This is a genomic window from Gordonia sp. 34D (assembly GCF_056682775.1).
This window is the reverse complement of record NZ_CM155293.1, coordinates 2,130,001-2,156,137: the sequence shown is the minus strand read 5'-3', so window position 1 is coordinate 2,156,137 and position 26,137 is coordinate 2,130,001. Positions and strand designations below refer to the sequence as shown.

Genomic DNA, 26,137 nt, shown 5'->3' with positions numbered 1-26,137 from the left:
CTAGTCGACGATTCCGGCCAAGTGCAGCGCCAATGGGCCAGCGTCGGAATCGTCGAGGTCGTCGAACGACGAGATCTTGGGTGCGGGCGGCAGCGTGGCCACGGTCCCGGCGTAGCTGAGACCCGCACCGAAGCCCAGGATGAGCGCCAGTTGGCCGCCCTTGGCTTTGCCGGTCGCCAACATTTCTTCGATGGCGAGTGGGATGGAGGCCGCAGAGGTGTTCGCGGTGTTTTCGATGTCGTTGGCCATCGGCAGGTCGTCGGGGAGGCCGAGGTTCTTCTTCATCAACTCGTTGATGCGAGCGTTGGCCTGGTGGGGCACGAAGACCTCAATGTCCTCCGGGCCGGCACCCGACTCGGTGAGCATGCGCTTCAAAGCCTTGGGTAGCGTGATCGCGGCCCATCGGAAGACGCGGGGCCCTTCCATGGTGATGATCAGCCGACCGACGGGATCGGTCTCGGGATCCTTGGTCTGGTACTCGACGGCGCGTGCCATGTATTCGACGGTGTCGTGGTTTTGCATGATGGCGTCGGCGTTCTCGCCGTCGCTTCCGGAGATCACCGGAGCAATCCCGTTCACGTCGCTCGGGCCCACGACAACCGCGCCCGCACCGTCACCAAAGATGAAGCCGGTGCTGCGGTCGGTGGGGTCGATGCCAACCGACATGGTTTCCACACCGATGACCACCACGTAGTTGGCCGTGCCCGCGCGGATCGCGTCGGTCGCGACACCGAGCGCGTAGCCGAAGCCACCGCAACCGGCGGCCACGTCGAACGCGGGGATGCCATTGATGCCAATGTCGGAGGCGATCATCGGCGCGCCGTGGGGCACGTTCCAGGGCCAACTGCTGGTCGCGAGAATCAGCATGTCGATCTTGTCGCGGTCGATGCCCGAGTTGATGATGGCGCGGTCGGCGGCAGCGGCAGAGATGCTGCGCATCGTTTCGTCTCCGCTGATCCAGCGGCGAGCCCGGATACCGCTGCGCTCAAAGATCCACTCGTCGGAGGAATCCATCACGCGGCACAGTTGGTCGTTAGTGATTAGCCGCTTGGGTCGGTAAGCGCCAATGCCGAGCATCGCTACGTTCGCATGCCCGGTGGGGGTGACCAGTGTCGCCAAGATGTCCATCCTTGAAGATCGTGCCGGTGCCGTCTCGCTCCGGGTACTCGCAGGTAATACTACTTCGCCCGAATCGAGGGGGTTTCGATCAGGCTAGGTGTACCGGCTCTGGTTCGGGTTTGCGCTCGCGCGCGCCGAGTGTCATGACGGCACCGAGGATCGACAGCGCGCTGGCACCGATGAACACCAGCCAGAACCCGCCAGCGGCGGCGACCAACCCGGCTCCGACCATGGGGCCGATGAGTTGTCCGAGGGCAGCGGACACATTGACGATGCCCAGGTCGCGCCCATGATCCTTCGCGTTGGGAAGGAGGTCGGTGGCGAACGCGAGGCCGACTGTCATGAACGCGCCGTAGCCGATGCCCATGAACGCCGCGGCGATCATCGTGACTTCATACGAGGTGTGGATGACGATCGCGATCCCGGCGAGTGACTGAATGAGGGCGGCGATCGCGGTCAGGGCGCGACGGTGACCGCTGCGGTCGGAGATCATCCCGAAGATGATGGAACTACCGACGACGAAGACCGTGTAGACGACGATCAGGAGCAGCAGATTGTTCTCGGCGTCGGCCTTGTCTTGGTTGAGGCCGTACAGCAGGAAGAACAGCAGCAGGGACGTGCCAAGCGCATTGCCGATATTGCCGACGAGGCGGCCAGCGAGCATCCAGCAAAAGTCACGGTCGCGCAATGACGCCCAGCGTCGGGTGTCGAGGAGTTCGGTTCCGGGAGAGGCCAGTTCGTTTTTGGGTGCTGGCGGGTCGGGGAGCGCGAGGGCAGCCCAAGTGCCGATGACCGCGACGAGTCCGGCCAGCACCAGATACCCGGGAAACACGTCGAGCCCCAGCGCCACCACGATGCCAACACCGAGCACGATGCCCAGGGCTTGCGAGGATCCGATTGACGCGGAGGCGGCACCGCGCTGGTCGGGGGCCAACTGGTCAGGAATCATCGCGGTGAATGCGGCCGAAGCCACGGCCACCGCCACCGATACGCCGATCCAGCACAGTGCGACCAGCCACGGCTTGTGCGCGAGGCCGGTCAGGACGAGGAAGACGACCATGGCCCAAACGCCGCCGAAGGCCCAGATGCGGCGGCGGCAACCGAGCCAACCGGGGAACCTACTGCCGTCGGTGCGGTCGGATGCGGCCCCGGCGAGCGGCCCGGCGATCACGGCGACGAGGCCACCGATTCCGAGGATCACACCGGAGACAACCACGCTGTGGATCCAGCGGTCACCGTCTTCGGAGGTTTGCGAATCCAACTGCAACGGAAGCAGTAGCTGCAGCGGGGTTAGCTGGGCCATCCAGATCACCAGCCACGCGAGCGTGAACAGCGTCATCCATCGACGGCCGATCGGGGCGGGCTTGTTCATGCGCGGCTCTCACCGTCTGATTCATCGCTGGCCGGACGGTTTGCGGCAATGACCCGCCGATACCAGTCGTACGAGGCCTTCGGTGTCCGCTCGGCGGTGTCGAAGTCGACGTGCGTCAGGCCGAACCGCTGCGTGTAGCCAGCGGCCCATTCCCAGTTATCGATCAACGTCCAGACCGTGTACTCCGCAACGGGGGCACCAGCTTCCATGGCATCACCGATGGCACGAATGTGGCCGTCCAAGTACGAGATTCGGTCGACGTCGTTGATCGGAGCACCGTCGAGATGGTCGGGTTCGGGGAACGACGCGCCGTTTTCGCTGATGACAAGCGGCGGGATTTCCCGATAGCGCTCGGTGAAGTCGACGAGCAGGTCGGTGAGTGTCGACGGCACGATCGGCCACTCCTCGCCGAAGCCAGTGGTCGGGGCACCCGGGGTCGGGACAATGTCGAAGGGGATTGGATTGCCTTCCCCGGTCGGAGCCTGCACGGTGGTCGGGTTGTAGAAGTTGATCGCGTAGAAGTCGGGTCGCTCGCTGATCAGCGCCATATCGCCGTCTTCCACCGGCATTTCGTACCCGTAGGCCGAAAGGTCGGGGTAGCTGCCGGTCAGGACGGGGTCGGCAAAGATCCGATTGTGCAAGATGTCGTAGGCGACAACGGCGGCCTGGTCTCCGGCGTCGCCGGCATTCAACGGGCGCACAAAAGTGTGGTTGTTGGCGACGCCGACGGCTTCGGCACCGGCCGCGCGCAGGACACGGCTCGCGAGGCCGTGAGCCAGGAGTTGGTGATGGGCGGTCGGCAGCGCGTCGAACAACAGGAATTGGCCCGGTGCCAGCGAGCCGATCGCATAGCCCTCAAGGGTGGTCATTGCCGGCTCGTTGATGGTGTACCAGCGCTTGACGCGGTCGGAGAGTCGGTCGGCCACCAGCTGCGTGTAGTCCGCGAGTCGGGCGGCCGTGTCGCGGTTTTGCCAGCCGCCAGCCTGGTGCAGGGGGATCGGCAGATCCCAATGGTAGAGCGTTGGGACGGGGTTGACGCCCGCCTCGAGGAGGTCGTCGACCAGGCGCGAGTAGTAGTCGAGCCCGGCGGTGTTGGCAGGCCCGGTGCCGTCGGGCTGCACGCGAGTCCAGGAAATTGAGAACCGGTAATTGTCGAGTCCGAGGCCTGCCGCGAGCGCGACGTCCTCGGCCCACCGGTGGTAGCTGTCAGCGCCTGGATAGGCGATGGAGCCGTCGATTACCTTGCCGGGTTCATCGGCCCACTCGTCCCAGATGCAGCGCCCACGACCGTCCTCGGTTCGGGCTCCCTCGATTTGGAAGGCGGCTGTCGCCGATGCCCACCGGATGGGGCGGGGAAGCTGGGGAAGATCGTGGGCCGCGGTCATGGGAAGGGGCTCCTTTGAAGCTGACGAGAGTGACACATTCGATCAATTGATCAAGACGGTGTCTTTCATCATGGCCGATCGCGACAGTCACGGGCAGATGCTCGCGCAAAATTGCCGTCGCGGCCTTCTCAATGCCCATGTAGCCGCGGCCACGAGTGGGCCGGGGGATCGCGCATGCGGCTGACGCCAGTTACCAGGCGTGAACGACGTTCTGCGCGGCTTGGAGGCCCTGCTTCACCAGGAGTTCAGTGGCGTCGACACCGTTGGTGATGAGTAGATCTACCTCGGATTTAGCAGCGCCGGGGAACGGTTTGAGAACATAGTCGGCCGGGTCTTGCCTGCCGGGCGGGCGGCCAATGCCGAGTCGTACGCGCAGGTAGTCGCGGGTACCGATGGTTTGCGAAATGGAACGCAGCCCGTTGTGGCCGCCTTCGCCACCGCCCGATTTCAGGCGCACTTGACCGAAGTCGATATCGAGTTCGTCGTGCAGCACGATGAGTTCGTCGGGGGTGACGGAATAGTACGACGCCAGCGGGCCAATCTGGCGGCCGGTGACGTTCATGTAGGTCCGCGACTTGGCGACCATGACGGGCTCGCCGCCGATGCGGACGGTAGCCGTCAACGCACCGGAACGCTTATGTACGGAAAAGCTTTCGCCGTACGAGGAGACCAGGCTGTCGGCGACCATCGCGCCAACATTGTGCCTGGTCTTCTCGTAGGCGGGACCGGGGTTGCCCAGTCCGACAATCAGTTTCACTGATTCTTAAGCAGACAACATTGCCCGGCTGAATTACTCAGCAGCGGCTTCGTCAGCTTCTTCGCTCTCTTCATCGGTGGGCTCTGCCGAGGCAACCTGGGCCTCAACGGCGAGCAGCAGCGCCTCGGGGTCGGTGACGAGGGTGGAGCCCTCAGGCAGCTCGATCGAGCCTGCGGTGATGTTGGTGGGGGCTTCGAGGCCCTCGACCGAAATCACGATGTGCTCGGGGATGTTCATGGCGTCGGCCTCGATCTCGACAACGCTGGCTTCCTGAACCACCAGGGTGCCCGACTTCGAGGTGCCTTCGACGAGGATGTTGACCTCGACGACGACCTTTTCGCCGCGCTTGACGATGAGGAGGTCGACGTGCTCGATGTAGTTCGAGATCGGGTGGACGTCAACCTGCTTGGTGAGGGCCAGTTCCGTCGAGCCTTCGATGTCCAGTTCGATGACGGCGTTGATGCCGTGGTTACGCAGGATGGCGGAGAGCTCACGGTTGGGAAGCAACAGCGACTTGGCATCGGTGCCGTGGCCGTACAGAACGGCGGGGACCTGGCCAGCGGCGCGGGCGCGACGGCTGGCACCCTTGCCCTTCTCGGTGCGGACGGTGGTGGCGAGCTGCGGGGCGGTAGCCATGCGATTCTCCTTGGGTCGGATTCTTCGTGGTGGCGCCTCAACGTCTGCACACACGGTCGACCGAACTGGAGAACAGTTCGAAGGTTTCAAACCGCCGCGCCGATAACGGTGCTTGCGCACCCTCGCCGAGACAACAGGAGACAGAATACCATCGGTTCATGACCTCACAGAATCCGACGGAACTGGTCCTCGACTTCTTCACCGACCTGGCGCAACACCGCGTGGATGCGGCACTGACGCGAGTCGACGACGACATCGTCTACGTGAATGTTGGGTTGCCAACTGTGCGGGGCATGCGTCGATTCGACAAGGTGATGCGAGCTCTTAACCGCCCCGGTTTCGGATTCGACGCGCAGATCCTCGCCATCAGCTCCGACGACACCGGTGTGGTCCTGACAGAGCGTCTCGACGAACTGACTATTGGACCGCTGCGCATGCAGTTTTGGGTATGCGGGCGCAACGAGGTTCGCGAGGGGCAAATTGTGTTGTGGCGTGACTACTTTGACGTCTGGAACTGCACGCGCGGTTTTATCCGCGGAGTGGCGGCGATCGCGATCCCGGCGCTACGGAAACCCTTGCGGGATCCGTTGAGCGCTCGCGTCATGTTGCAGTTGTGACGGCTACAGAATCTCGGTGACCTTGTCGACGGGCCGAGCCAGCCGAGTGCCCTTTTCTGTCACGACGAACGGTCGTTCCACGAGAACCGGGTGCTTCACCATCGCATCGAGCAGTTGGTTGTCGGAGGCGTTGGCCAGGTCCAGTTCCTTGTAAAGCTTCTCGCGTTTGCGTGCGGCCTGCGCCGCAGTGATCCCCGCATCGGCGAACATCGTGGTGAGCTGGTCGCGGGTCCAGCCGACGTCGAGGTACTTCACGACTGTTGGTTCGACCCCCTCCTCGCGGAGTTTGGCGAGGGCATTCCGGGAAGTCGTACAGCGGGGGTTGTGATAGATCGTTGCGTCCACGCCTCCCAACGTACTGCCAAGGGTGTCGCTTGGCCCGTAGCATCGGAAAGAATGGCTGCCCAGCGGATTCAACAGGTGATTGTTGTCGTGTGCGCAGCCATCGGAGTCCTGGTCCTGGCCCTCGCAGGATCGGCATGGGTGGGCACCGGATCAGCGTGCGCGTGCAGTTGTCGGCCGATGCCGGCGGATGAACTCGTCGCGACGGTCGACGCCATCGTCGCCGGGACGCCGGTCAGTGTCGAGGAGCACCAGGACCGCCTCGTGTACGTCTTTGACGTCGGCCGGAGCTACAAGTTGCCAATGGCACAGCAAATCCGGATCTCGACGCCGCGCGGCGGCGGCTCGTGCGAGGCATCGTTCGCCATCGGCGAGCCCGCTCTGGTGCCGGTCAACAGTGACATCAGCGCTGCCGACGGTGACCTTTGGCGGACCCATCTCTGCCTGCAATCGTCGATGCGAGATCCCGCCGAAGTCCTGCAGCTGGCTGGGCCAGCACTGTCGCCGGTCAGTGTTGCCTCAACGAAGGAGGGCAATGACTCCGCAAATGACGTCGGCCGCGCCTACGTGCTCACTCCCTGGGGAATGATCACGTTGGGCGCGGCCAGCGTCGTCGTGCTTGTTGGAGCAGGACTGTTACTTAGGCGTTTCCGTCGAACAGGTTCGTGACTGAACCGTTCTTGAAGACTTCCTGGATGGTCTGAGCCAGCAGCGGCGCAATCGACAGGACGGTGAGGTTGTGGAAACGCTTCTCCGGCGGGATCGGGAGGGTGTCGGTGGCGATGACTTCCTTCGCGCCGCTGTTCGCTAGACGCTCGGCCGCCGGATCGGAGAACACGCCGTGCGTCGTCGCGATGATGACGTCGCCCGCACCGGCCTCCTTCAGCACGGTGACGGCACCGGCGATGGTGCCGCCGGTGTCGATCATGTCGTCGATCAGGACGCAGGTCTTGCCCGCGACCTCACCGACCACGCGGTTCGACTTGATCTGGTTCGGCACGTCGGGGTCGCGGGTCTTGTGCACGAAGGCCATCGGGGCGCCGTCGAGGGCATCGGCCCACTTCTCGCCAACCTTGACACGACCGGCGTCGGGAGAGACGACGCAGATGTTGTCGGTGCCGTACTTGTTTCGGACATACTCGGCGAGCTGACCCTGCGCGTGCATGTGATCGACCGGGCCGTCGAAGAAGCCCTGGATCTGGTCGGTGTGCAGGTCGACCGTCACGATGCGGTCGGCGCCAGCAGTTTTGAACAGGTCGGCGATCAGGCGGGCCGAGATGGGTTCGCGTCCGCGGTGCTTCTTATCCTGACGGGCGTACGGGTAGAACGGAATGATCGCGGTGATGCGTTTGGCGGAGCCGCGCTTGAGGGCGTCGATCATGATGAGGGTCTCCATGACCCACTGGTTCATCGGGTACGGGCAGCTCTGCAAAACGAATGCGTCGCTACCGCGGACCGATTCCTCGAAGCGGACGAAGATCTCGCCGTTCGCGAAGTCGCGCGCCGTCTGCGGCGTGATAGGGATGCCTAGCTCGTCCGAGACGGCCTGAGCCAGCTCGGGGTGTGCCCGCCCGGCGAACAGCATGAGGTTCTTTTGGTTGTCGATCGTCCAACTCATGGTTGCTCGTTCTCTCCTTGGCGGTTTTCCGGTTGTCGGCGCTCGGCCTGGTTTTCGACCACGGGGGATACCTGCGGTCCTTTACTTATTCTGCTGGGCGGCGCGAGCAGCGTCGGCAGCAGGGGTATCGGGTCGCTTGTTGACGACCCAGTCGGGGATATTGCGTTGCGGTCCCGAAGAGACCGCGAGGGCACCCGAGGGGACGTCCTCTCGGAGCACGGTACCGGCACCGGTGTACACACCGTCGCCGATTGTGAGCGGCGCGACGAACATGTTGTCGCTGCCCGTGCGGCAGTGCGAGCCGATTACCGTCCGGTGTTTGTTGACGCCGTCGTAGTTCACGAAGACGCTCGATGCCCCGATGTTGGTGTGGTCGCCGATCTCGGCATCCCCGACATACGTCAGGTGTGGAACCTTGGTGCCCTCGCCGATGCGCGCATTTTTCGTTTCGACGAACGCGCCAATCTTGCCAGCCTCGCCGAGAACAGTCCCGGGGCGCAGGAACGCGAAGGGGCCGACGGTGGCGCCCGCAGCGATCTGTGCGCCGCTGCCATGCGTGCGGATCACCTGCGCACCTTCGCCGATGCTGACGTCGGTGAGGGTGGTGTCGGGGCCGATGAGGACGTCGTCGGCGACGGTCGTGGATCCGTGCAGTTGCGTGCCCGGCTCGATGCGCACGTCTTGGCCGAGTTGTACATCCACGTCGATCCAGGTGCTCGCCGGGTCGACGATGGTGACGCCAGCGAGCATGTGTCCGCGGACAATGCGTCGGTTGAGTTCGGCACCGAGCTCCGCCAGCTGTGCGCGGTCGTTGCAACCGGCAACGACGGCGGGGTCGGGGACGGTAAACGCCCGGACCGGGCGGCCTGCGGCGCGGGCGATTTCGACCAGGTCGGTCAGATAGAACTCGCCTTGGGCGTTGTCGGTTGACAGATTCGCGAGACCGTCGCGCAGGGTCTGTGCGGAGAACGCGTAAATGGCCGCGTTAACTTCGGTGATCTCGCGCTCGGCGTCGGTGGCGTCCTTGTGTTCCCGGATCGCGACGACGTCAGAGCCGGGGCCAGCCTCGCGGACGATGCGGCCGTAGCCGGTGGGGTCGTCGGCGACGAAGCTGGTCAACGTAATCGCGGCCGTTTCATCGCCGCCGTGATGCTCGGCCAGCAAGGCCGACAAGGTGGCACCGTCAATCAGTGGCGCGTCGGCGACGGTGATGAGTACGGTGCCGTCGAAGTCCTCGGGCAGGCCGGTCATACCGGCGCGGGCGGCATCGCCGGTGCCGAGCGGGGACTCTTGGACGGCGATCGTGACGGGATGGCCGAGGCCGTCGGCGATGGTGTTGATGGCCGCTGTGACGCGTTCACGTTCGTGACTGACAACGGCGACCAGATGTTTGGGGGCCAAGTCGGCTGCGCCGTGCAGGGCATGTCCGACGAGGCTGCGGCCAGCCACTTCGTGCAGGATCTTCGGGGTTTTGGATTTCATCCGCGTCCCCGCGCCTGCAGCCAACACGATCACTGCAACATCGCTGTTCGGTGTGGCCGGCTGTCCGGTCATCGAAGTGCCTCCGCATCTGTGCCTTGCGAGCGTCTGCGTTCCACCACTGAGCTTGTCATCCGTGCTGGGTCACGCGGGGGAAATCCTACGCAGCCAACGGGCCCAGGTGGTATTCGACAGCGCTCGGAGTGGCATTCGCGACAGTTCTCCGGCGTGCGGCGCGATCAGGTCACCGGTAGTGCGGGTTGTTCATCATCGGGATCTCAATGCTGATTGGCAGGCGCAACTCCGACATGTAGAGCAAGACGAACTGTCGGAGAAATTCGTCGAACAGCCAGTACGCCTTCGGGGGCATCCCCGCTTGAAGCACGCCTTCGCGAACGGCCACGTACGGGCCCCAGGAAAGTTCGAGCATCGGCGACCAGACGGGCTCGCGCGGGATCTTCAGTCCGTCAGCGATCTGATCGCCCAGCATAAAACGGGTGAGGGCCCCCAGCACGCCCCGGCTCACGAGTGAGAGATCGAGGTTCTTGCCCAGGTCCAGCAGCAGGTGCGCCAGCTTGATCCCTTCCGGAGTTGGGGCGACGATCGGATCCAGAACCTGTTTGGCCTGCGACTCTGCAGCCTGCCAGTTGGCGGGAATGTACTCGTCCTTGATGCCGAGTGCGTGTGCCGTCAGTTGCCAGGAATGCAGGAAGCCTGTGGACTCCTTGCGGTCAACGGGCACACCCCACTTTTTGAATTGGCGCATCGCGCTGGTCGGGAGGCTGTGCCACGTCACCATCATGTCGGCCTGGCTGATCGGCAGCTTTTCCTCGGCACTGTGCTGCCAGTAAGGCGAACGCGGGAGGAGGTTCCGGACGCCGGAGTGTGCCAGGCGGGTTTTGACGCAGGTCACGATGTGTTCGCCATCGGGAGCGAAGGCATTGGCGGTACCGATGTCGTAGCCGAGCTTGGCGGTCTTTGAGATCCGCTCCTTCATGGCGGCACCGCCGTACGAGTAGTACACGGCGCGGGCCTCCCTCGGGATCACGGTGCTGAGCATGCCGCTGACGAAGCCGTAGATGACGCCAAGATAGGTCCCGCGCTTCTCGTTAAAAGCGGCGGCGGCGGTCAACTTTCCGCTGTCGGCCCAGTCGGGTAGATCTTTAGCGCGGGTCAGGAAGTCGTGCAGGTCCGACGGAAGGCCCGCGGGAAGCGGCTGGCCGTTGTGGATCCAATGTTTGAGGAGTCTGTTTACCTTCGGTATTTCGCCGCGGCGCGCCAGGTCGGCGACGAGGTCGTCGCACTCGGGATCCCACACCCCATGCGGGTCCGCGCCTGCGCCAGCGCCCGGCACCGAGAGGGCAGGCGACCAAGTCCACGGTGTCGACGGCGCCACCGCCGCGATCACGCCCGCCGCGCCGAGCGTCGCTCCAGATTTCAGGATGGTCCGTCGAGTCGGTTGCTCCATGATGTTCTCCCAGCAGTTTCGGATGGTACAAACAATCTAAATCTGTAACATAGGCGCATCGTCGCGTCCCGTCAGGCGAATCGGCGATACCGTAAGACGACCGGTCGGGGGACCTGTTATCGAGGAGAGTGAGCTGCCTGTGGCGATCCCGCCCGCGGCAAGGCCGGAAGCGTCGCTGTTTGCCCGCGCAATGCGACAGGTCACCGAAGGTGGCCTTGAGCCTGTCGATGCCACCCGTGAAAAGCTGCTCGACGCAGCGTATGAGCAGTTCTGCGAGACCGGAGTCGCGCGCGCATCGATGGAGGAAGTTGCCCGCCGCGCGGGGACCGCACGAATCACCATCTACCGAAAGTTCGACACCAAAGACGCGCTGGTAGACGCCGTGATGCTGCGCGAGTTTCAGCGGTATTTCGGTGAATATCTACAGGGCATGGCGGCGGCCTCGACTGCGGCTGACAGGGTGGTGATGGCATTTGTGACATCGCTGCGCACAATCGGTGGCAACCGATTGATTCGCAAACTCCTGGAGACCGAGCCGGCGATGGTCCCCGGCGTTGTGGGGGGTGGCGATGGACGCACCCTGGCTGCAGTTCGCGACTTTGTGGCTCACCAAATTCTGCGGGAGCAGGGCGCGGGCAACATTCCGGCCAGGGTGCGCACAATTCCGGCCGCTGATCTGCTGGTTCGCATCGCCGGATCGTTCTTGACGACCCCCAGTGACCTTGTTGACTATGACGACGAAGCGGCCCTGACTGACTTCGCACGCGAGTTCTTGCTGCCGATCTTGGGTCTCAAGCGTTCCTGATCGCCAGACACTTCAGCCGCGCAAGTGTTTCATTTTCCCGATAGTCCCAGTTCAACCATGTGACACATACGTGTTCCATTAGTAACTGTCGCTACAGTCAGTGGCCCCATTCCGGGTTGAGGCAACTCGTTTACCTGCATAAATTGTGACGACTCTTGCACAAATTTCATTCTGTGTTACGTTTCACGCCAAGCTGTAACATTCACTTGGGAACGGGGCATCGATGGCATTTGAGCTGCCGCAGTCAAAGGGGCCAATGCGAGATCTGGCTGTTGAAGCTGGACACACACTCGGCTTTGCGCTGCAGTCCATCGGATCGCTGTTCGTCACCGTTGCGCGACTGCGCCTGTCAATTGCTGAGACGCTCAACCAGACGATCTTCATCGGACGCGTGAGCACCGGACCCTCGCTGCTGCTGATGATCCCGGTTGGTGTCTTCATCGCAGTCTCCGTGGGGGAGTTGGCCGGGCGCATCGGTGCCGGCGGCTACTCCGGTGCCGTGGTGGCGTTCATCATCGTTGGCCAGGCCTCGGCACTCGTCAGTGCGCTCATGATGGCGGGTGTCGCCGGATCAGCCATCTGCACCGATCTCGGGTCGCGCAAGATCCGCGAAGAGATCGACGCGATGGAGGTCATGGGTGTCAACGTGATCGAGCGCCTCGTGGCCCCGCGCATCGCGGCGGCGATCGTCGTCGCCCTCGTCCTGTGCTCGCTGATCACCGTGACCGGCGTCGGGGCCTGCTACCTCTACCACATCTACGTGCAGCATCTCCCCGCCGGCAGTTTCATGGCAACCTTTAGCCAGTACGGCCGGATGTCCGACTTTGTGATGGCGTTGATAAAGTCGGCACTTTTCGCTCTGCTGTCGACCATCGTCGCGTGCTTTAAAGGACTGCACGCTCGGGGCGGTCCCAGCGGAGTGGCCGATGCCGTCAATGAAGCAGTGGTGATCGCGTTTGCACTCGTCTTCGTGTTCAACACGGTTCTCTCGCAGTTGTACTCGGTGATCGTTCCCGCAGTGGGGGCCTACTGATGACCGGGAACGCCGGACTCTCGCTGCCATCACGCAGCGACGTCACCCTCCGGGTTCGCGAGCGCGGTGGGCGTTGGATCGACGGCATCGTCGACGGAACGGTCCGCTTCGGCGAGTATGTGACATTCGTTTGGCTCGCCATCGCTGCCGTGCCGTTCGCGTTGATCCATTACCGCAAGCACGTGATCCGACAGATCAGCGAAGTCACCTTCGGCACCAAGTCCTTGTTGTCGGGCGGCGGCACCATCGGCATCGTTCTCGCGATGTCGCTCGCCGCCGCGGCAATGCTCGGCCTGGAAACCTACCGAGGTCTGCAACTTGTCGGGATGACGTCGATGTCGGGCATGCTCGCCGCCATCGCCAACACCAGAGAGTTGGCACCCGTCGTCGTGGCGATCGCGCTGGCAGCCAAGGTCGGGACCGGCTTCACCGCGCAGATCGGTGCCATGCGGATCTCCGATGAGATCGCCGCCCTCGATGCGATGGCGATCCGCTCGGTGCCGTTCTTGGCGACCACGCGAATGATCGCGGCGATGGTCTGCGTACTCCCGATCTACATGGTGGGGCTACTCGCGAGCTACCTCGCGACCAGGCTCGTTGTCGTGTGGTTTCACGGAGAATCGTCGGGCACCTACGACTACTTCTTTCACCTCGCCCTCAGCCCCACCGACCTGCTCTATTCGGCGCTCAAAGCGATAGTCTTCGCCGCCATCGTCACGCTGGTCCACTGCTCGTACGGCTACTTCGCCAGCGGTGGCCCCGAAGGCGTGGGCCAGGCGGCCGGTCGCGCTTTGCGGACCTCGATCCTCGCTATCGGAATCTTCGACGTGATCCTCACCTTTGGCCTCTGGGGTTTGGTCCCCGAGATTCCCGGGATGGGGATGTAGGTGACCGTGATGCTGCCGGGACGCCCGGTATCGAAGTTTCGCTACGGCTTCAGAGCGTTCATCGCGGCACTCGCGATCGGCGTTTTCAGCCTCTCGATGATCGGCCGCAGCGCTGGCTGGTTCGCCACCGACTCCGATGTCTTTGTGGAGGTCCCAGTCGCCGTGGGTGTCATCACGGAAGGCGCGCCGGTCCGCTACCACGGAGTCAAGGTTGGCGAAATCGCCGCGATCAACCCGGGTAAGAAGTCCTCCCGCGTGACGCTCGCCCTCGCAGACTCGGCGATCGGACAGATCCCCCGGTCGGTGGTGGCGCGCGTCTTACCCCGCACCTTCTTCGGCGACATGTATGTCCAACTCGTGCCCGGGACCTCACCGGTGTACCTCACGGGGACCGAGCCGGAACCGCTGACCGGCGGAGACCAGGTCGCCATCGACGACGGCGCGGATGCGGTGAACCTGTACGACATCTTCACCAAGCTCTCGACGCTGATCGGCGAGGTGCAACCGCAGCAACTCACCGTCGCACTGACTGCCATCAGCGATGCCGTCGCCGGTCGCGGTGACGAACTCGGTCTGATGATCGACAACTGGTGGGCGGCGTCAAAGGAGATTGAAGCGTCCGTCAACGAGTTCATCGATGCGACGCCGAAGTTTCGGGCCGTCGTCGAAAGCCTCGAGCGCGCCACCCCCGCGGTCATCGAAACGATAGAATCAATCACCTCGATCTCACGGGGCATCGTCGATCACCAGGACTCCCTGAGCGCGTTCCTGACATCCGCGGCTGACTTTGTCTCCGCGACGGGCTCGTTCGTCGCGAAGCACCGCGCCTCGCTGATCACCGTGCTCGACGCCACCGGAACCATCGTGTCCACGGTCGCCGAGAACCCGACCGGCATCTCAAACACAATTGCCGAGGCCGAGAAGTTCGGAAAAGCCGGAGCCCTTCTGTTCTCCACCGGGCGATTCAACATCACGACCGTCGCGACGTTCTCGCAGCCGATGCCCTACACCGCAGCCGACTGCCCCGAATACGGAAACCTCCGCGGCGCGCAGTGCCACGGTCGAGGCGCGGAGTACGGCGTGGGTCCGGTGCGTAAACCGGGGCAGGGGCCTGGACGGGTCCTGAATCCACCGCGCCGCTCACCTTCCAACCGGCCCGACATCGTCGGCGGTCCCACCGAGGCCGCACCGCTGGGTGCGATCGAGAAATCGCTACGACCGTCGTCGAACCGGAAGACCGCGCCGGGCAACCCCAATCCGGCGACCACGCTGATGCTCGGACCCATGGTCCGTGGAACCGAGGTGAGGCTCCGATGACCACTCTGTCTTTCTCGACCATCGTGAAGTCGGCGCTGTTCATTCTTGTCGGTGCCATTGCTGCGCTGCTGGTGATCAATACCCTGCGTGTGCCGGTCGGCGGATCCGTCGACCGCTACACCCTCGTTTTCACCGACACCGAAGGCATCATCGAGGGCAACCCGGTCAAGATGTCCGGCGTTCGGATCGGTCGGGTCGAAGGCATTTCCCTCGACCCGCAAGCTGACGGTACCTCGCTCGCCCGGGTCGACGTCGCGGTCCAATCCGACCACCCGCTGCCCGAGCGCATGCACGCCGCCATCCGCTACGGCGACATGCTCGGGGCGCGATACATCGCCATCGAACCGTCGAATACTGCGCCACTCCGGGTCGGGAACACCGTCGCGGTGGCCGCGACCAGTCCGCCGGTCAACCTGACGGCTCTGATGAACGGCTTTCAACCGCTCTTCGCTTCGCTGGAACCCAAGCAGGTCAACGACCTCGCCCAGGGCTTCGTCGATACCTTCGCTGGCCGCACGAAATCGGTCGACCTCCTGCTGCGGCAGATCGCCTCGATGGGTGCGAACCTTTCGGCGAACAGCGCGGTATTCGGCCGTGTCGTGACCAACCTCAACACCTTGATGCTCAGTGCCGACGAGCGCACCGGGCAGCTCAACGAGCTGTTCGCCGGACTCGGTGCCCTCACCACGTCAATCGTCGGTGACCAAGGACAACTGACCGCACTGTTCGACACCGGCGATCGTGCCATCGCCGCGCTGGCGCAAATGATGACTTCGGCAGGCGACGACTTCACCGACGCCCTGACCGGTCTCAAAGACGTGACGGGGGCATGGATACCGAACACAGCCGGGTTCCAAACATTCCTCGAAAGGCTGCCGGTGATGGCGGACAAGATTAATCACGCCGGACGTTACGGCGGCTTCATGTCGCTGTACATGTGCAATTTCACGCTGAAAGCCGGTGGTTTGGAAGCCAATATCTTCGGCACGTCGCATTCAAAGATGTGCAGGTAGGGGAGAAGGCCGCGTGTTTCTAGTTCGCCTCATCGATATCTTTGTCGGGGTTCTGGAGTTCATCTTCAAACCCGGCCGCCGCAACAGCGGTGCCTCGCCCGCCGCTCTCGGCACCGCGGGAATCTTCGTCCTCGTGCTGCTGATGGTTGGGGCCATTGGCATCCCGCAATTGACCTACCGGTCGGGAACCTCGGAGTACACCGCCGAGCTCCCCAATGCTGGCGGTCTCACTACCGCCGACCCGGTGTTGGTTGCCGGTGTTCCGGCCGGGCGCATCGAGTCGATCGACCTCGCCGGTGACCGGGTGCGCGTCGGCTTCCGGCTCGACAATCACCAGCCCCTCGGCAACCAAACGCGCTCGGATGTCCGGCTGCGCACCGTCCTGGGCAAGCGGTACCTCGAGATCATTCCCGCCGGCAGCGGCAGCGTTGGCCCAAACAACACCATCCCGTTGAGTCGCGCCGGGAACTCCTACAGCCTCGACGACCTGTCGTCGGATGCAGTCACCACGTCGGACGAGATCAACCCGCAGGTGATGCGCAGCCTGATGACGACGATGCAAGACCTCGTGCCGAACGCCGATCGACTCACCGCTTCCATGACGGGAATTAGCGGGGCCGCTGTTGCGGTGACTGGCACCGGAAAGCAACTCGACCAGCTGCTGTCGACGGCCAAGGGACTTGCCGAGATCTCTGCCCAGCAGTCCGATTCCATCGCGAAGGCTTTCGGCAATGCCCAGTCGGTGGCTCAGATGCTGGTGATTCGGCGACACCTGCTCACCAGGCTGGCCGACAACTTGCGGCTGGTGCTGCGCCAGATGGCATCGACGTTCCCGCAGATTCCGATGGCCCAGCTGACGACGAACATCGTCGAGGTCACCGACACTCTCGCGAGCAACGCCGACCAAATCACCAAGATCCTCACCAACCTGCCGCCGTCGATGCGCACCATCACCGACTCCACCGGCAACGGCAACTGGGCCGACGTCACGTCGCCCTCAGCGATTCTCCCGGACAGCCTGCTGTGCGTCCTCGGAGTCATGAAGGGGTGCAGCTAGATGGCGTTTCGTCAGGTTCGAGAGGTTCGGCAACGCAAGCGATACGGCGGCCGCGTGATGCTGGTACTCGCGTTGATCGCCGCCCTGGTGGCCGGCCTTTGGTTCGCGTTCATCCGTCAGCCGGACGTCCGCACCGTCCGCGCCGAGTTCGCTTTCACCAACGGGCTGTACGAAGGCTCCAAGGTGACGGTCCTCGGGGTTCCGGTGGGGCGCATCGATTCCCTCACTCCCAAAGGCGACCGAGTGCTCGTCGACATGACCATCGACGGCGGGGTGAAGCTACCGGCCGAGGTGCAGGCGCTGATCCAGAATCCGTCGATCATCAGTGAGCGACACCTTGAGCTGGCACCCGCGTACACCGGTGGGCCGCAACTAGACGACGGCGCGACCATCCCGCTTAAGCGCACCCGCGCGCCGATCAGCTTTGACCAACTGCTCGGCAGCATGAGCACCATCACCGACATTTTGGGTCCAAGCGCTGGCGGTGACTCCGGTGCTCCGCCCGGCGGTGACCTCGGCACCCTGCTAAACCGGACCGCCGACTCGTGGGCCGGTGGTGGTCCGAAGTTTGCGCGGGCACTGTCCGAACTGTCCTCGGCGAGCGGGATCATCGGGGCGCGCAGCGGGGACGTCGAAGGGCTCATCGTCAGCCTCGATCAACTGATGAACACCTTCAAGGCCAAGCAGGTCTCTCTCGACGGCCTCGTGCGATCGATGGGGGCTCTGTCAGATCAGTGGAGCACCGCGAACCAAGATATCGCGACTCCCATCAACGACCTCAAGATTGTCTTCGGCCAGATCAACCAGTTTGTCACCGAACACGGCGACGATGTCGGCACCGTCGCGAGCAACCTGGAAGAGCTCGGCAAAGTGCTGGCGGCCAACCGTTCGGGACTCGCCGAGTTTATGGATCTGGCGCCCCTGATGATGCAGAACCTTTCTAGCACCGTCGGACCCGACCGCCGCGGTCGTATCCGACTCAATGTCTCGACCACGCTGACGCAGTTCAAGACTTTGAAGCCGCTGTGCGACAAGTTCCCGATGCCAATCTGCACCGGCGCCGGACTCACCAATCCGATCTCGTTTCCGATTTCGATGTCCGACCCGCTCGGCATCGTTTCGACAATCACCGGGGCACTGCCGCAAGCGCCGAAGGAAGGTCCCCGATGAGAAACCGGAAGCATCGTCTCACCTCGAAGACCGCGGCTGTCGTGGTTGGCGTCTCGCTGACCGCGTCGCTCACCGGCTGTGCCTACGGGCTCCAAGATTTGCCGGTCGGCGGCGGCAGCGGAGGCATTGACGTGACCGCGGACTTCGCGGTGGCCGACGGCGTAGTGGCTGGCGCCGACGTTCGGACCGGCCAGCAGGTGATTGGTCGCGTCGTCGATATCGGCCTCACCGGCAGGGGAGCGAGGCTGACCCTCAAACTCGATCGGGATATCAACCTGCCAGCCAATGTGACCGCGGCACTCGAGGTGCCGTCGGCGCTCGGGACACCGTTCATCAGATTGGAGCCACCAGCGAATCCGAAGGGCGAGCTGACCGACGGCAGTCTGATCGGCGTCGACGACAGTTCCATCGGACCCCAGGTGGAGGGCACCCTCGCCGCACTCGGCACCGTCGTGACCGGCAGCGGGCTCGGACAGTTGCAGTCGATCATTAGCAGCCTCAACGAGGCCTTCGCCACCAGGTCCGACAAGGTTGGCGACCTCATCGACACCCTCAACCGATTGCTGTCGACGTCGTCGCCGTACACCCGCGACTTCAATCGGGCGATGCAGGCGGCGGCGCGGGTCAGCGAGGTCTTTGCCGCGAATCAGGGAAAGGTCACCGAGTTCCTCGACCAGACGCCGCGGGCGGTGGCGGTGCTTTCTGGTCAGCGCGATCGCATTGCCGCGTTGATGACCCAAACCTCAGGGCTGACGAAGAATCTGGCCGACATCACCCAAGGCAGGCAGCAGCAACTCAACCAACTGGTTCCTGACGCGAGCACGCTTGTCGGTGCTTTGGGGTCGTTTAACAGGGACGTCGGGCAGACGCTCACCCAGATGAACGCCTTCATGGCGAACTTCTCGTCGGCGGTCCGCGGCGATTATCTGACGTTCGACGGGGCGCTCGACGTGCCCGGCAGCATCGACAAAATTCTCACGGGCGGCATGCTCGCGTCCGGTCAGCCGCTCCCGACGCCCGGCGAGCTCGCCGACGTCCTGACCGGCGGCGCAGCCGGATCCCAAAAGCCTGCACCGCGAACCAAGCAGCCGACGAAGAAGGGCCGACGATGAGAAATCGCCTTCCCGTTGGAACTTTTCAGTTCCTGTTGTTTATCGCCGTCGCCGCACTCGTGATGCCGCTGGGGATCAACTTCGTTACGGGTACCGAGGGCTTCGGGTCCAAGCTGCGCCTGCACGCTTCCCTTCAGGATGCGTTCGGCCTCAGCGAGGGCACAGGCGTCACGTTGCGCGGTGTCGACGTCGGTTCGGTCACGTCGTCGAAGCTCTCAAGCGACGGTGGGTCGGCCGACATTGAGCTCACCCTCCGCAGCGGCACCGAGATCTCAAAGGACGCTTACGTCCAGGTGACGATGGGTTCGATCGCAGGTATTCAAAGCGTCGACATCGTGACCACCTCGGCGTCCGGTCCCTTCCTACACGACGGCGATCGCATCGCCGCACCCGCCGACAAGCAACCCATGCAAATGGACGCGATCATCGGCAAGGCTGCGACCTTGTTGGCGACCGTCCGCGACGGATCGATCGCGACCATCGGCACCGAACTCGCGACGGCATTCGCCGGCGACACCGACTCGATGGCCAAGCTGGTCGCCAACGGTTCGGCGCTGGCGGCGATGGTCCGCCGCAACGCGCCACTGATCTCCGGGCTTCTCGGGGATTGGGTCGATGTGCTCGACGCGATGTCCGACACCACCGCAAGCTTCGAAAAGGGCATGAAGTCCGCGGCGAGTTTCACCAGCCAACTCGACAGCGCGCAACCGGTGTTCGTCTACCTGCTCGATCATTCGCCGCAGGCACTCGATCGCGCGACCGCGCTATTCGACAAGTACCGCGGAACGTTTGGTGGCGTGCTCGCCAACCTGGTCGCGGTGGAGCCGATCATCGCCGACCGCAGCGACGCGCTTCGCACCGGCCTTAAGACCATCCCGCAGGGCCTGAAGGACCTGCGGTCCATCGTCAAGAACAACCGCGCCGACTTCACACTGCTCGGCACTCAGGGGCCGGTGTGCCTGTTCTACGACGAGCCGCGCCGCACCATCGGCGACCTGTCGCCGTCGCAGCCGAACTTGGCGCGCTACTGCCCGCCGGGGGACGGTCACGGCCAGCGCGGTGCGGTCAACGCTCCGCGGCCAAACGACCTCGGCACCCGCAACTGGAAGCAGCCCGGCGGCGTGGCGGGACCACCTGCGGTAAGCGATCCGTTGCTCATCCCAGACGGCGCGGAACTTCTCTTGATGTGGCAAGAACTGTTGGAAAGGACCCGAAATGGCAAGTAGCACGGTGCAAGAGCCCGAGCTTTCAGGCGGGGAGGTTGAAATCGGGGAGGTTGCGGTCGCGCCGTCGAACGCGGCCAAGCGTGCGGCCCGCAAGACGGCTCCGCTGCGCGGCGGTCGTAGGCGGACGGGTGCGGCAAGGCGGTCGACGGCGGTACTGTCCCTGCTTCTGGTGGCGTTCGTGGCTGCGACGGCGTTCTTCGGCTACCACTATTTCGCCAACGCATCGGGAGCAAGTGATGGTGAGCGCACCCAGGTAACGGCCGTCGCTAACGACTACGCCACCAAGCTCGCGAGCTTCGACTACCGCGACCTCAATAAGAACCGCGAGGCCATCAAGGCCATGTCGACGCAGCAGTTTGCCGCGAAGTACGACGAGATGGTCAAGGCCCTCACTGAAATCGTCGCCAATGGACAGGGAGTGGCGACCGCGAAGGTTTCGCATTCGGCCGTGCAGGCAATCGACGGCGACACCGCGACCGTCATTGCGTTCGTCGATCAGAAGGCGACCAACGTCGTCGCGCCGGAAGGCAAGGACCAGTCGTATCGCATGGTCCTTTCGCTCAAACGCGACGGTGACCGCTGGCTAGTCGACGATGTCCAAACCGTGTAACCCGACAGGAGAACCGAAAATGACCGTCGACCATGCGGCAGATGCCGCGCCCGATGCAAGCAAGCCAGACAACAGCAGGCCCGTCCCGGAGTGGACCAAGTACCACACGAAGTACCTGACCGATCTGGCCACGGTGACGCCGGAACTGCGCACCGAGCAGACGAGAATCAGGATCAGCACGCGTAAGCGGCGCGTGACCAGCCTGCGCAAGCCTGCGGTGGTGCAGGAGTCGCTCGACTTTTGGGGATTCGCTGGCGCGGCCGCGAACGTCGTGATGCAACTCGGTTGGCCCGAGGTGGGTTACGGCGTCATGGAGAGCAAGGTGGAGACCGGTGCGCTGATGGTTCACCCGTGGAAACGGGCGCGCACCACCACCCAGTACTTGGCGGTTGCCATTCTCGGCACCGACGAGGAGAAGGCTAAGTTTCGCGAGGCGGTGAACTCCGCGCATCGCCACGTGCGCGACGACGAACGCAGCCCGGTGAAATACAACGCCTTCAATCGCGAGCTGCAACTTTGGGTGGCCGCATGCCTGTACATCGGGATCGAAGATTCGCACCAACTGCTGCACGGCGTGATGAGCCCAGAGGAAGCTGATGGGTTCTACCAGTCGTGCAAGACGCTGGGTACCAGCCTGCAGGTGCCCGACGAGATGTGGCCGCCCACGCGAAATGACTTCGAGTTCTACTGGAATCGCGCCTGCCAGCGCGTCGTCATCGACGACACCACCTGTGATTTCCTCAACGACCTTGTCGACCTGCGAATGATCAGTCCGCTGCTTCGACTGCCGTTCTCAAATCTGCTGCGGTTCCTCACCATTGGGTTCTTGCCGCCGCTTTTTCACGCCCAGTTGGGTCTGGAATGGACCGACGACGACCGCCGCCGGTTCGAGCACCTCTTCACCTTCGTCTCGGTGGTTAACAAGTTCCTGCCGAAGTTCATTCGGTTCGGCGGCAGTCGCTGGCTACTGCGGGACCTGCAACACCGCATCAAGCACGACAAGGCAATGATCTGAGCGTGGATGGCAAGGTAGGGGGAAGGCGATCTCGGCCCACGCTTTCGGAAGTGCTCGACGATTCGGTGAGCACTTTGCTCTGGCCGTGCGCGGCGCTGATGCAGCTTGCCGACCCCGCAGTAGCGCATACGGAGATCGACAGTGGTGGCTACGGCAACCGGGCTTCACACCGGTGGTCGCGCACCATGGAGTACATGCGGATGGTCGCCGCGTGCGACGACGAGGAGATTGCGGCGTTAGTCAGGGAAGTGAACCGGATTCACGCGAGTATTCGGGTTCCGGCGGGGGCATCGCCGGACACGCGGCGCAAGCCGTCGTTCGATCCGCGCTTCCAGCTCTGGGTGGCGGCAACCTGGTGCGTCAGCATGCTCGACATCTACCAGTTGCTGGTGTCGCCGATCGACGACGACGTTCTCGACGTCCTGGTCGCGGACTTCGCCCGGGTCGGGACCACTCTGCAGATGCGGCAGTCGGACTGGCCGACCAGTCATGGCGCGCTCCGACAGCTTATTGCGGAGGGGGAGGCGCGGTATCCGATCCCGCTGCCACGATCGGGTCCCGATGATCCACCGGAAACGGTGCGCGCTGGCGATGTGGGATTCCAAGTGTTCACCACCTACTCCCACAAGAGACGGATGATTAAGCAGATGCCGAGGGTTCGTCTGCTTACCTGGGGCGTCGTCGGCCCGACAGTTAGGGCCGCGTATGGCGTCGAGTGGGATGACGACCGCCAGGCTCGGTTTGAACGAGAAGTCGCGTCGATGCGTCGGAAGACTGCACTACGTCCCGCAGCGTGGCGCCGTCGCGAGGGGCGAGCCCAACGTCGCCGCGCCGCGGAACGACTTTCGGCCTATGAGACGCTCTCTTACAGTGAGCAGAAGTCGCGGGAACGGCGCGCCTCCCGGACCGGTTGAGTGCTCTCCGCCTGCACTATGGCACAATCATTTCCGCAGTAATCCGCCGTGGTGTAATCGGCAACACTCCTGATTTTGGTTCAGGCATTTCAGGTTCGAGTCCTGGCGGCGGAGCACACTCTTTGCGCAGTTCAGCGCACTGCTTTCCCTATCCGCGTACTTCGTTGGTTCTCGCTCCGTCCCAGACGGAGCGAGAACCAACGAACTACGCGAACGCGGATCCCTACGCTTCGACGAAGACGGTCACGTCGGTCAGCGTCCGGCCATCGAAGGTGCACATCGCAACCGCATGGTCGGTGCCGTCGGTGAGGCTGACGGTGACGTACTTGCCAGCGGCAATGAACTTCGACGCCGTCCAGCCCGCGAGTTTGCTGAGCAGCGAGTCAGCCGAATCTAGCTGTTGCGTCCCATACGTCACGTTGACCGCAGAGAACTGAGCCAGGGCTGCGTTGTCGGAGCCGGTCACAGCGTCGAGGAACGCCGCTGCCTGCGCCTTGCCCTTGGTGCCGGCACTCTTGAAAGCGCGGGAGAAACCCATGGTGCCCGCGAGTCCCTGGTTCTTGAGCAGTCGCGTCGACAGCTTCAACGACGACGGCAGCGCCCACACACCCTTGCTGCCGAACTGCGCGACCATGGTTGGCAGCTCCCAATGCGCGAAGAGCCCGCTGACGTGCTCGTCGTCGGCCACCTCGTAACGCAAGTGCATGGGGACGGTGAGGATCACGCGATCGGTCATGCGGATCTCAAGTTCTAGGTCTCGCATTACGGTGTTGCCGCAGACGATGTCGTGCTCGGGATGGAAGATCACGTTGTTCGGGGCGATGAAGGTGTCATAGAACGCGCTGAGCTGTTCTGGACCTTGGTGGATCTCCGAGCCTACGGGGTCGTTGACGATGCCGTCGGCTGTGAATAGGCCCAGCCACTGGGCCTTGTCGTGCACGGCGACGGCCGCCGGTGATTCTTCGACGATCGACAGCATCTTCTGACGGTCCGACATGACTTCTCCTAGTGCCTGCGGGTGAGGAAGTCCCGCGACCTTGGATGCTATCGGGCGAAGTTCGGGCGGCGAGTGACTGCGGTCGCAATCGTCTCAACGAAGCCTTCAGCTGCCGAGCGAGCAGTTTTCGATTTGCGCCTCGCAGACCGCCACTGCGGACCGCCAGGTAGGTGAAACGGAGCTAGCCCCAGAGTGTTCGGGGTTCCGCCTGCGTATCGACCCACTCGATGTATCCGGTGCCGTGGACGGCCTCGCCGCGCAGAGTTCCGGAGTACGTGTACGCACCGACATACCCGCGTCCGTGACCAAACCGCCACGCGCTGTCGGGTTCGCCATCCAATGTCAGCACTTGGCCAGCCCCGTTTCGGGCCGTCCAGCGGAATCGGGCAGGCACCCGCATTCGACGCCCCCACTCGTCGACGAGATCTTCGCCAAACTCCGTCACTTCAAAGGTCGTATCGGCGAATACCGCCGTCTCCTCGCCGAGGATTCGCAAGTGCATCAAGAGGCACGCGGTACGACCGCGAGCGCTGACACACGTCAGCAGCACCTGGGTCCGTTCGTCGATTTCAATGATTTGGTAGGTAAAGAAGTCCGCGGGGAGCTTCCATCGGTCCGCGATCGGGGACCGAAACAGCCGCTGATGAGTCATCGCCCGCGCGTACTCGAATGTTCCCAACCCTTCGATCTGTGTGCTCCCGGAAGCGTCGCTGATCATTCCCTCGTACGGGGCGAGACGACTGAAGTGGTCGTAGATGGGGGTTCGGACAAAGTATGAGACCTGGTCGGTCAGGTTGACCGTGAGGTCGACGGCAAAGTGCGGGTAACGGCCGGTGATGCGCGCGGTATTGCCGTCAACGGCGATGGTCAGATCGTTGCCCCAACGTAGGAGGGAGCCGTCGTCGGCGAAATCGCAGTCGTCGTCGGTGGAGTAGGCCCGGTAGATGTACTGGTCCTCGTGTTCCGGCGAGCTGTGCGCCGTGGAACTGAGGACGGTGGTTGTTTGGCGTGCGTCCGGAGCTACGAGTTGGTCGTTGTCGAAGATCTCGGTTCCGGTCGCGCCGATCAGGGTCATGGTGTTCAGATAGCGGTAGGGGTCGGGCAGCTTAGGGAGGAAGATCCCGTAATGAATCATCGACCAACGGGACCCGAGGTTCGGCGTCATCGCCGGCTTACCTGAGTAGGGCGTGGCTGACGCCTTGATCCGGGAGTCGACCAGGGGTAGCGCCCCGTCGATCACAATGCGCGAAAGTGCCGTCGAAACGAACTGGCTCATGTTGCCTCCAACTGTGGACTGCCCGGCCAAGGAAGCGCGGCCGGATACAACCACAGTATCTGTAACTCGCAGTAACGTAAACATATGTGGAACCTCGTTTCCCGACCCGCAGAAGGATTTGGTGAATCAATAAAGGGAAAGTCCAACATGTTCCGTCACTGTGACAAATAGGTACAGGCGGGGGGATCGGTCGCTTCGTAGGAAATTTAGCGCCCTGACCTGGCGATTTGACCTTCTCTCCATCTGTGCGTAACTTATTTGAAGTCAGAGCGGCCCGGCCGCAAAGACAAACCCCCAACAAAACGTCACCGCGACAAACTCGCGGTGATTTTGCCTGGGGTCGACACCTTAATTCGAAACTGAAAATCAACGGAATCTCAACAGAAACCAACGATTTGCAGAACATCGAAGCCGGGTGTTAAGTTAGAAAGGTCGCGCCGGAGACGGAGCGCCAAACAAAAATTTCAGATGCTTGCTGGAGTTCGGCCTGGTTTTGTTGCTGGGTTGGTGCTGGTGGGTGTGTGTTCTTTGAGAACTCGATAGTGTGTTTTGGATTTTCTTATGCCACATAAGATGTATTTTTTGTGGCGTGGGGATTTCTTTTGGACAAATTGTGACTGGCTACCTTTTGTGGGTGGTTGGTTGTTGATGAGTTTTTAGATTTTTACCATGTCAGTTTTTTGGATTTGGTCAGGTTCTATTTTTCTGGCTTTTGTGTTGAAACTTTTGTTTCTGCATTTTTTGTTGGAGAGTTTGATCCTGGCTCAGGACGAACGCTGGCGGCGTGCTTAACACATGCAAGTCGAACGGAAAGGCCCCTTCGGGGGTACTCGAGTGGCGAACGGGTGAGTAACACGTGGGTGATCTGCCCTGAACTCTGGGATAAGCCTGGGAAACTGGGTCTAATACCGG

At 63.0% G+C, this 26,137-nt stretch carries 25 protein-coding genes, 1 tRNA gene and 1 rRNA gene (1 of these 27 cut by a window edge); 16 read left to right on the top strand and 11 right to left on the bottom strand.

Going from position 1 to position 26,137, the window contains the following annotated elements:
* The 5 genes from AC1L34_RS10015 to AC1L34_RS09995 all read right to left on the bottom strand — a co-directional run bounded on the left by AC1L34_RS10015 (position 1) and on the right by AC1L34_RS09995 (position 5,269).
* Complete coding sequence (locus AC1L34_RS10015; protein ID WP_424323236.1) at positions 1 to 1,128, bottom strand: beta-ketoacyl-ACP synthase 3; 1,128 nt, start codon at positions 1,126 to 1,128, stop codon at positions 1 to 3.
* A gap of 79 nt (positions 1,129 to 1,207) precedes the next feature.
* On the bottom strand, positions 1,208 to 2,491 hold the full coding sequence (locus AC1L34_RS10010; RefSeq protein ID WP_424295328.1) for an MFS transporter: 1,284 nt from the start codon (positions 2,489 to 2,491) through the stop codon (positions 1,208 to 1,210).
* Complete coding sequence (locus tag AC1L34_RS10005) at positions 2,488 to 3,876, bottom strand: GH1 family beta-glucosidase (protein ID WP_424323237.1); 1,389 nt, start codon at positions 3,874 to 3,876, stop codon at positions 2,488 to 2,490. The genes AC1L34_RS10010 and AC1L34_RS10005 overlap by 4 nt, the downstream gene beginning before the upstream one ends.
* Before the next feature lie 190 nt (positions 3,877 to 4,066).
* Entirely contained in the window at positions 4,067 to 4,633 is a 567-nt protein-coding gene (pth, locus tag AC1L34_RS10000) for an aminoacyl-tRNA hydrolase (RefSeq protein ID WP_424325527.1), read from the bottom strand.
* 33 nt (positions 4,634 to 4,666) lie between these two features.
* Positions 4,667 to 5,269, bottom strand: coding sequence for a 50S ribosomal protein L25/general stress protein Ctc (locus AC1L34_RS09995; protein ID WP_424293963.1), 603 nt, complete (start codon positions 5,267 to 5,269; stop codon positions 4,667 to 4,669).
* Between the two features lie 158 nt (positions 5,270 to 5,427).
* On the opposite strand from AC1L34_RS09995, the gene AC1L34_RS09990 reads away from it, so the two are divergent.
* Positions 5,428 to 5,886: a limonene-1,2-epoxide hydrolase family protein gene (locus tag AC1L34_RS09990; RefSeq protein WP_424293962.1), complete on the top strand. Its 459-nt coding sequence runs from the start codon at positions 5,428 to 5,430 to the stop codon at positions 5,884 to 5,886.
* 3 nt (positions 5,887 to 5,889) lie between these two features.
* Here AC1L34_RS09990 and arsC read toward each other — a convergent pair whose 3' ends face one another.
* Complete coding sequence (gene arsC / locus AC1L34_RS09985; protein ID WP_424293961.1) at positions 5,890 to 6,231, bottom strand: arsenate reductase (glutaredoxin); 342 nt, start codon at positions 6,229 to 6,231, stop codon at positions 5,890 to 5,892.
* Positions 6,232 to 6,282: 51 nt separating this feature from the next.
* On the opposite strand from arsC, the gene AC1L34_RS09980 reads away from it, so the two are divergent.
* Entirely contained in the window at positions 6,283 to 6,897 is a 615-nt protein-coding gene (locus tag AC1L34_RS09980) for a hypothetical protein (RefSeq protein WP_424324388.1), read from the top strand.
* Here the strand turns inward: AC1L34_RS09980 and AC1L34_RS09975 are convergent.
* The 3 genes from AC1L34_RS09975 to AC1L34_RS09965 form a co-directional block, all read right to left on the bottom strand.
* Positions 6,869 to 7,846 carry a ribose-phosphate diphosphokinase gene (locus AC1L34_RS09975; protein ID WP_424293959.1) on the bottom strand — a complete coding sequence of 326 codons (978 nt, stop codon included), beginning with the start codon at positions 7,844 to 7,846 and terminating at the stop codon, positions 6,869 to 6,871. The genes AC1L34_RS09980 and AC1L34_RS09975 overlap by 29 nt on opposite strands.
* Before the next feature lie 81 nt (positions 7,847 to 7,927).
* On the bottom strand, positions 7,928 to 9,400 hold the full coding sequence (gene glmU, locus AC1L34_RS09970; RefSeq protein WP_424325528.1) for a bifunctional UDP-N-acetylglucosamine diphosphorylase/glucosamine-1-phosphate N-acetyltransferase GlmU: 1,473 nt from the start codon (positions 9,398 to 9,400) through the stop codon (positions 7,928 to 7,930).
* A gap of 169 nt (positions 9,401 to 9,569) precedes the next feature.
* On the bottom strand, positions 9,570 to 10,793 hold the full coding sequence (locus AC1L34_RS09965) for an oxygenase MpaB family protein (protein ID WP_424323240.1): 1,224 nt from the start codon (positions 10,791 to 10,793) through the stop codon (positions 9,570 to 9,572).
* Between the two features lie 139 nt (positions 10,794 to 10,932).
* On the opposite strand from AC1L34_RS09965, the gene AC1L34_RS09960 reads away from it, so the two are divergent.
* From AC1L34_RS09960 to AC1L34_RS09900, 13 genes are all read left to right on the top strand, one after another.
* Positions 10,933 to 11,598, top strand: a complete 666-nt coding sequence (locus AC1L34_RS09960) for a TetR/AcrR family transcriptional regulator (RefSeq protein WP_424323241.1) — start codon at positions 10,933 to 10,935, stop codon at positions 11,596 to 11,598.
* A gap of 223 nt (positions 11,599 to 11,821) precedes the next feature.
* On the top strand, positions 11,822 to 12,631 hold the full coding sequence (locus AC1L34_RS09955; protein WP_424293955.1) for an MlaE family ABC transporter permease: 810 nt from the start codon (positions 11,822 to 11,824) through the stop codon (positions 12,629 to 12,631).
* Positions 12,631 to 13,518 carry an MlaE family ABC transporter permease gene (locus AC1L34_RS09950; RefSeq protein WP_424293954.1) on the top strand — a complete coding sequence of 296 codons (888 nt, stop codon included), beginning with the start codon at positions 12,631 to 12,633 and terminating at the stop codon, positions 13,516 to 13,518. The genes AC1L34_RS09955 and AC1L34_RS09950 overlap by 1 nt, the downstream gene beginning before the upstream one ends.
* Before the next feature lie 9 nt (positions 13,519 to 13,527).
* Positions 13,528 to 14,835, top strand: a complete 1,308-nt coding sequence (locus AC1L34_RS09945; protein ID WP_424293964.1) for an MCE family protein — start codon at positions 13,528 to 13,530, stop codon at positions 14,833 to 14,835.
* Positions 14,832 to 15,848 carry an MlaD family protein gene (locus AC1L34_RS09940; protein ID WP_424323242.1) on the top strand — a complete coding sequence of 339 codons (1,017 nt, stop codon included), beginning with the start codon at positions 14,832 to 14,834 and terminating at the stop codon, positions 15,846 to 15,848. Before AC1L34_RS09945 ends, AC1L34_RS09940 begins: the two co-directional genes overlap by 4 nt.
* A gap of 13 nt (positions 15,849 to 15,861) precedes the next feature.
* Entirely contained in the window at positions 15,862 to 16,905 is a 1,044-nt protein-coding gene (locus tag AC1L34_RS09935) for an MlaD family protein (protein WP_424325529.1), read from the top strand.
* The gene (locus AC1L34_RS09930; RefSeq protein WP_424325530.1) at positions 16,906 to 18,075 is read left to right on the top strand and encodes an MCE family protein; all 1,170 of its coding nucleotides are present in this window, start codon (positions 16,906 to 16,908) and stop codon (positions 18,073 to 18,075) included.
* Complete coding sequence (locus AC1L34_RS09925; RefSeq protein ID WP_480034732.1) at positions 18,072 to 19,187, top strand: MCE family protein; 1,116 nt, start codon at positions 18,072 to 18,074, stop codon at positions 19,185 to 19,187. Before AC1L34_RS09930 ends, AC1L34_RS09925 begins: the two co-directional genes overlap by 4 nt.
* Positions 19,184 to 20,413 carry an MlaD family protein gene (locus tag AC1L34_RS09920; protein WP_480034731.1) on the top strand — a complete coding sequence of 410 codons (1,230 nt, stop codon included), beginning with the start codon at positions 19,184 to 19,186 and terminating at the stop codon, positions 20,411 to 20,413. The genes AC1L34_RS09925 and AC1L34_RS09920 overlap by 4 nt, the downstream gene beginning before the upstream one ends.
* Entirely contained in the window at positions 20,403 to 21,023 is a 621-nt protein-coding gene (locus AC1L34_RS09915; RefSeq protein ID WP_424293948.1) for a hypothetical protein, read from the top strand. The genes AC1L34_RS09920 and AC1L34_RS09915 overlap by 11 nt, the downstream gene beginning before the upstream one ends.
* A gap of 19 nt (positions 21,024 to 21,042) precedes the next feature.
* The gene (locus AC1L34_RS09910) at positions 21,043 to 22,038 is read left to right on the top strand and encodes an oxygenase MpaB family protein (RefSeq protein ID WP_424323247.1); all 996 of its coding nucleotides are present in this window, start codon (positions 21,043 to 21,045) and stop codon (positions 22,036 to 22,038) included.
* 65 nt (positions 22,039 to 22,103) lie between these two features.
* Entirely contained in the window at positions 22,104 to 22,952 is an 849-nt protein-coding gene (locus AC1L34_RS09905; protein WP_480034730.1) for an oxygenase MpaB family protein, read from the top strand.
* Positions 22,953 to 22,994: 42 nt separating this feature from the next.
* Positions 22,995 to 23,066: transfer RNA gene (locus tag AC1L34_RS09900), tRNA-Gln, on the top strand.
* 109 nt (positions 23,067 to 23,175) lie between these two features.
* Here the strand turns inward: AC1L34_RS09900 and AC1L34_RS09895 are convergent.
* A complete protein-coding gene (locus tag AC1L34_RS09895; RefSeq protein WP_424294595.1) occupies positions 23,176 to 23,949 on the bottom strand; it encodes a nuclear transport factor 2 family protein in 774 nt (257 codons plus the stop codon).
* A gap of 181 nt (positions 23,950 to 24,130) precedes the next feature.
* On the bottom strand, positions 24,131 to 25,225 hold the full coding sequence (locus AC1L34_RS09890; RefSeq protein ID WP_424323250.1) for a DUF6670 family protein: 1,095 nt from the start codon (positions 25,223 to 25,225) through the stop codon (positions 24,131 to 24,133).
* 741 nt (positions 25,226 to 25,966) lie between these two features.
* On the opposite strand from AC1L34_RS09890, the gene AC1L34_RS09885 reads away from it, so the two are divergent.
* A 16S ribosomal RNA gene (locus AC1L34_RS09885) occupies positions 25,967 to 26,137 on the top strand (it continues 1,350 nt past the right edge of the window).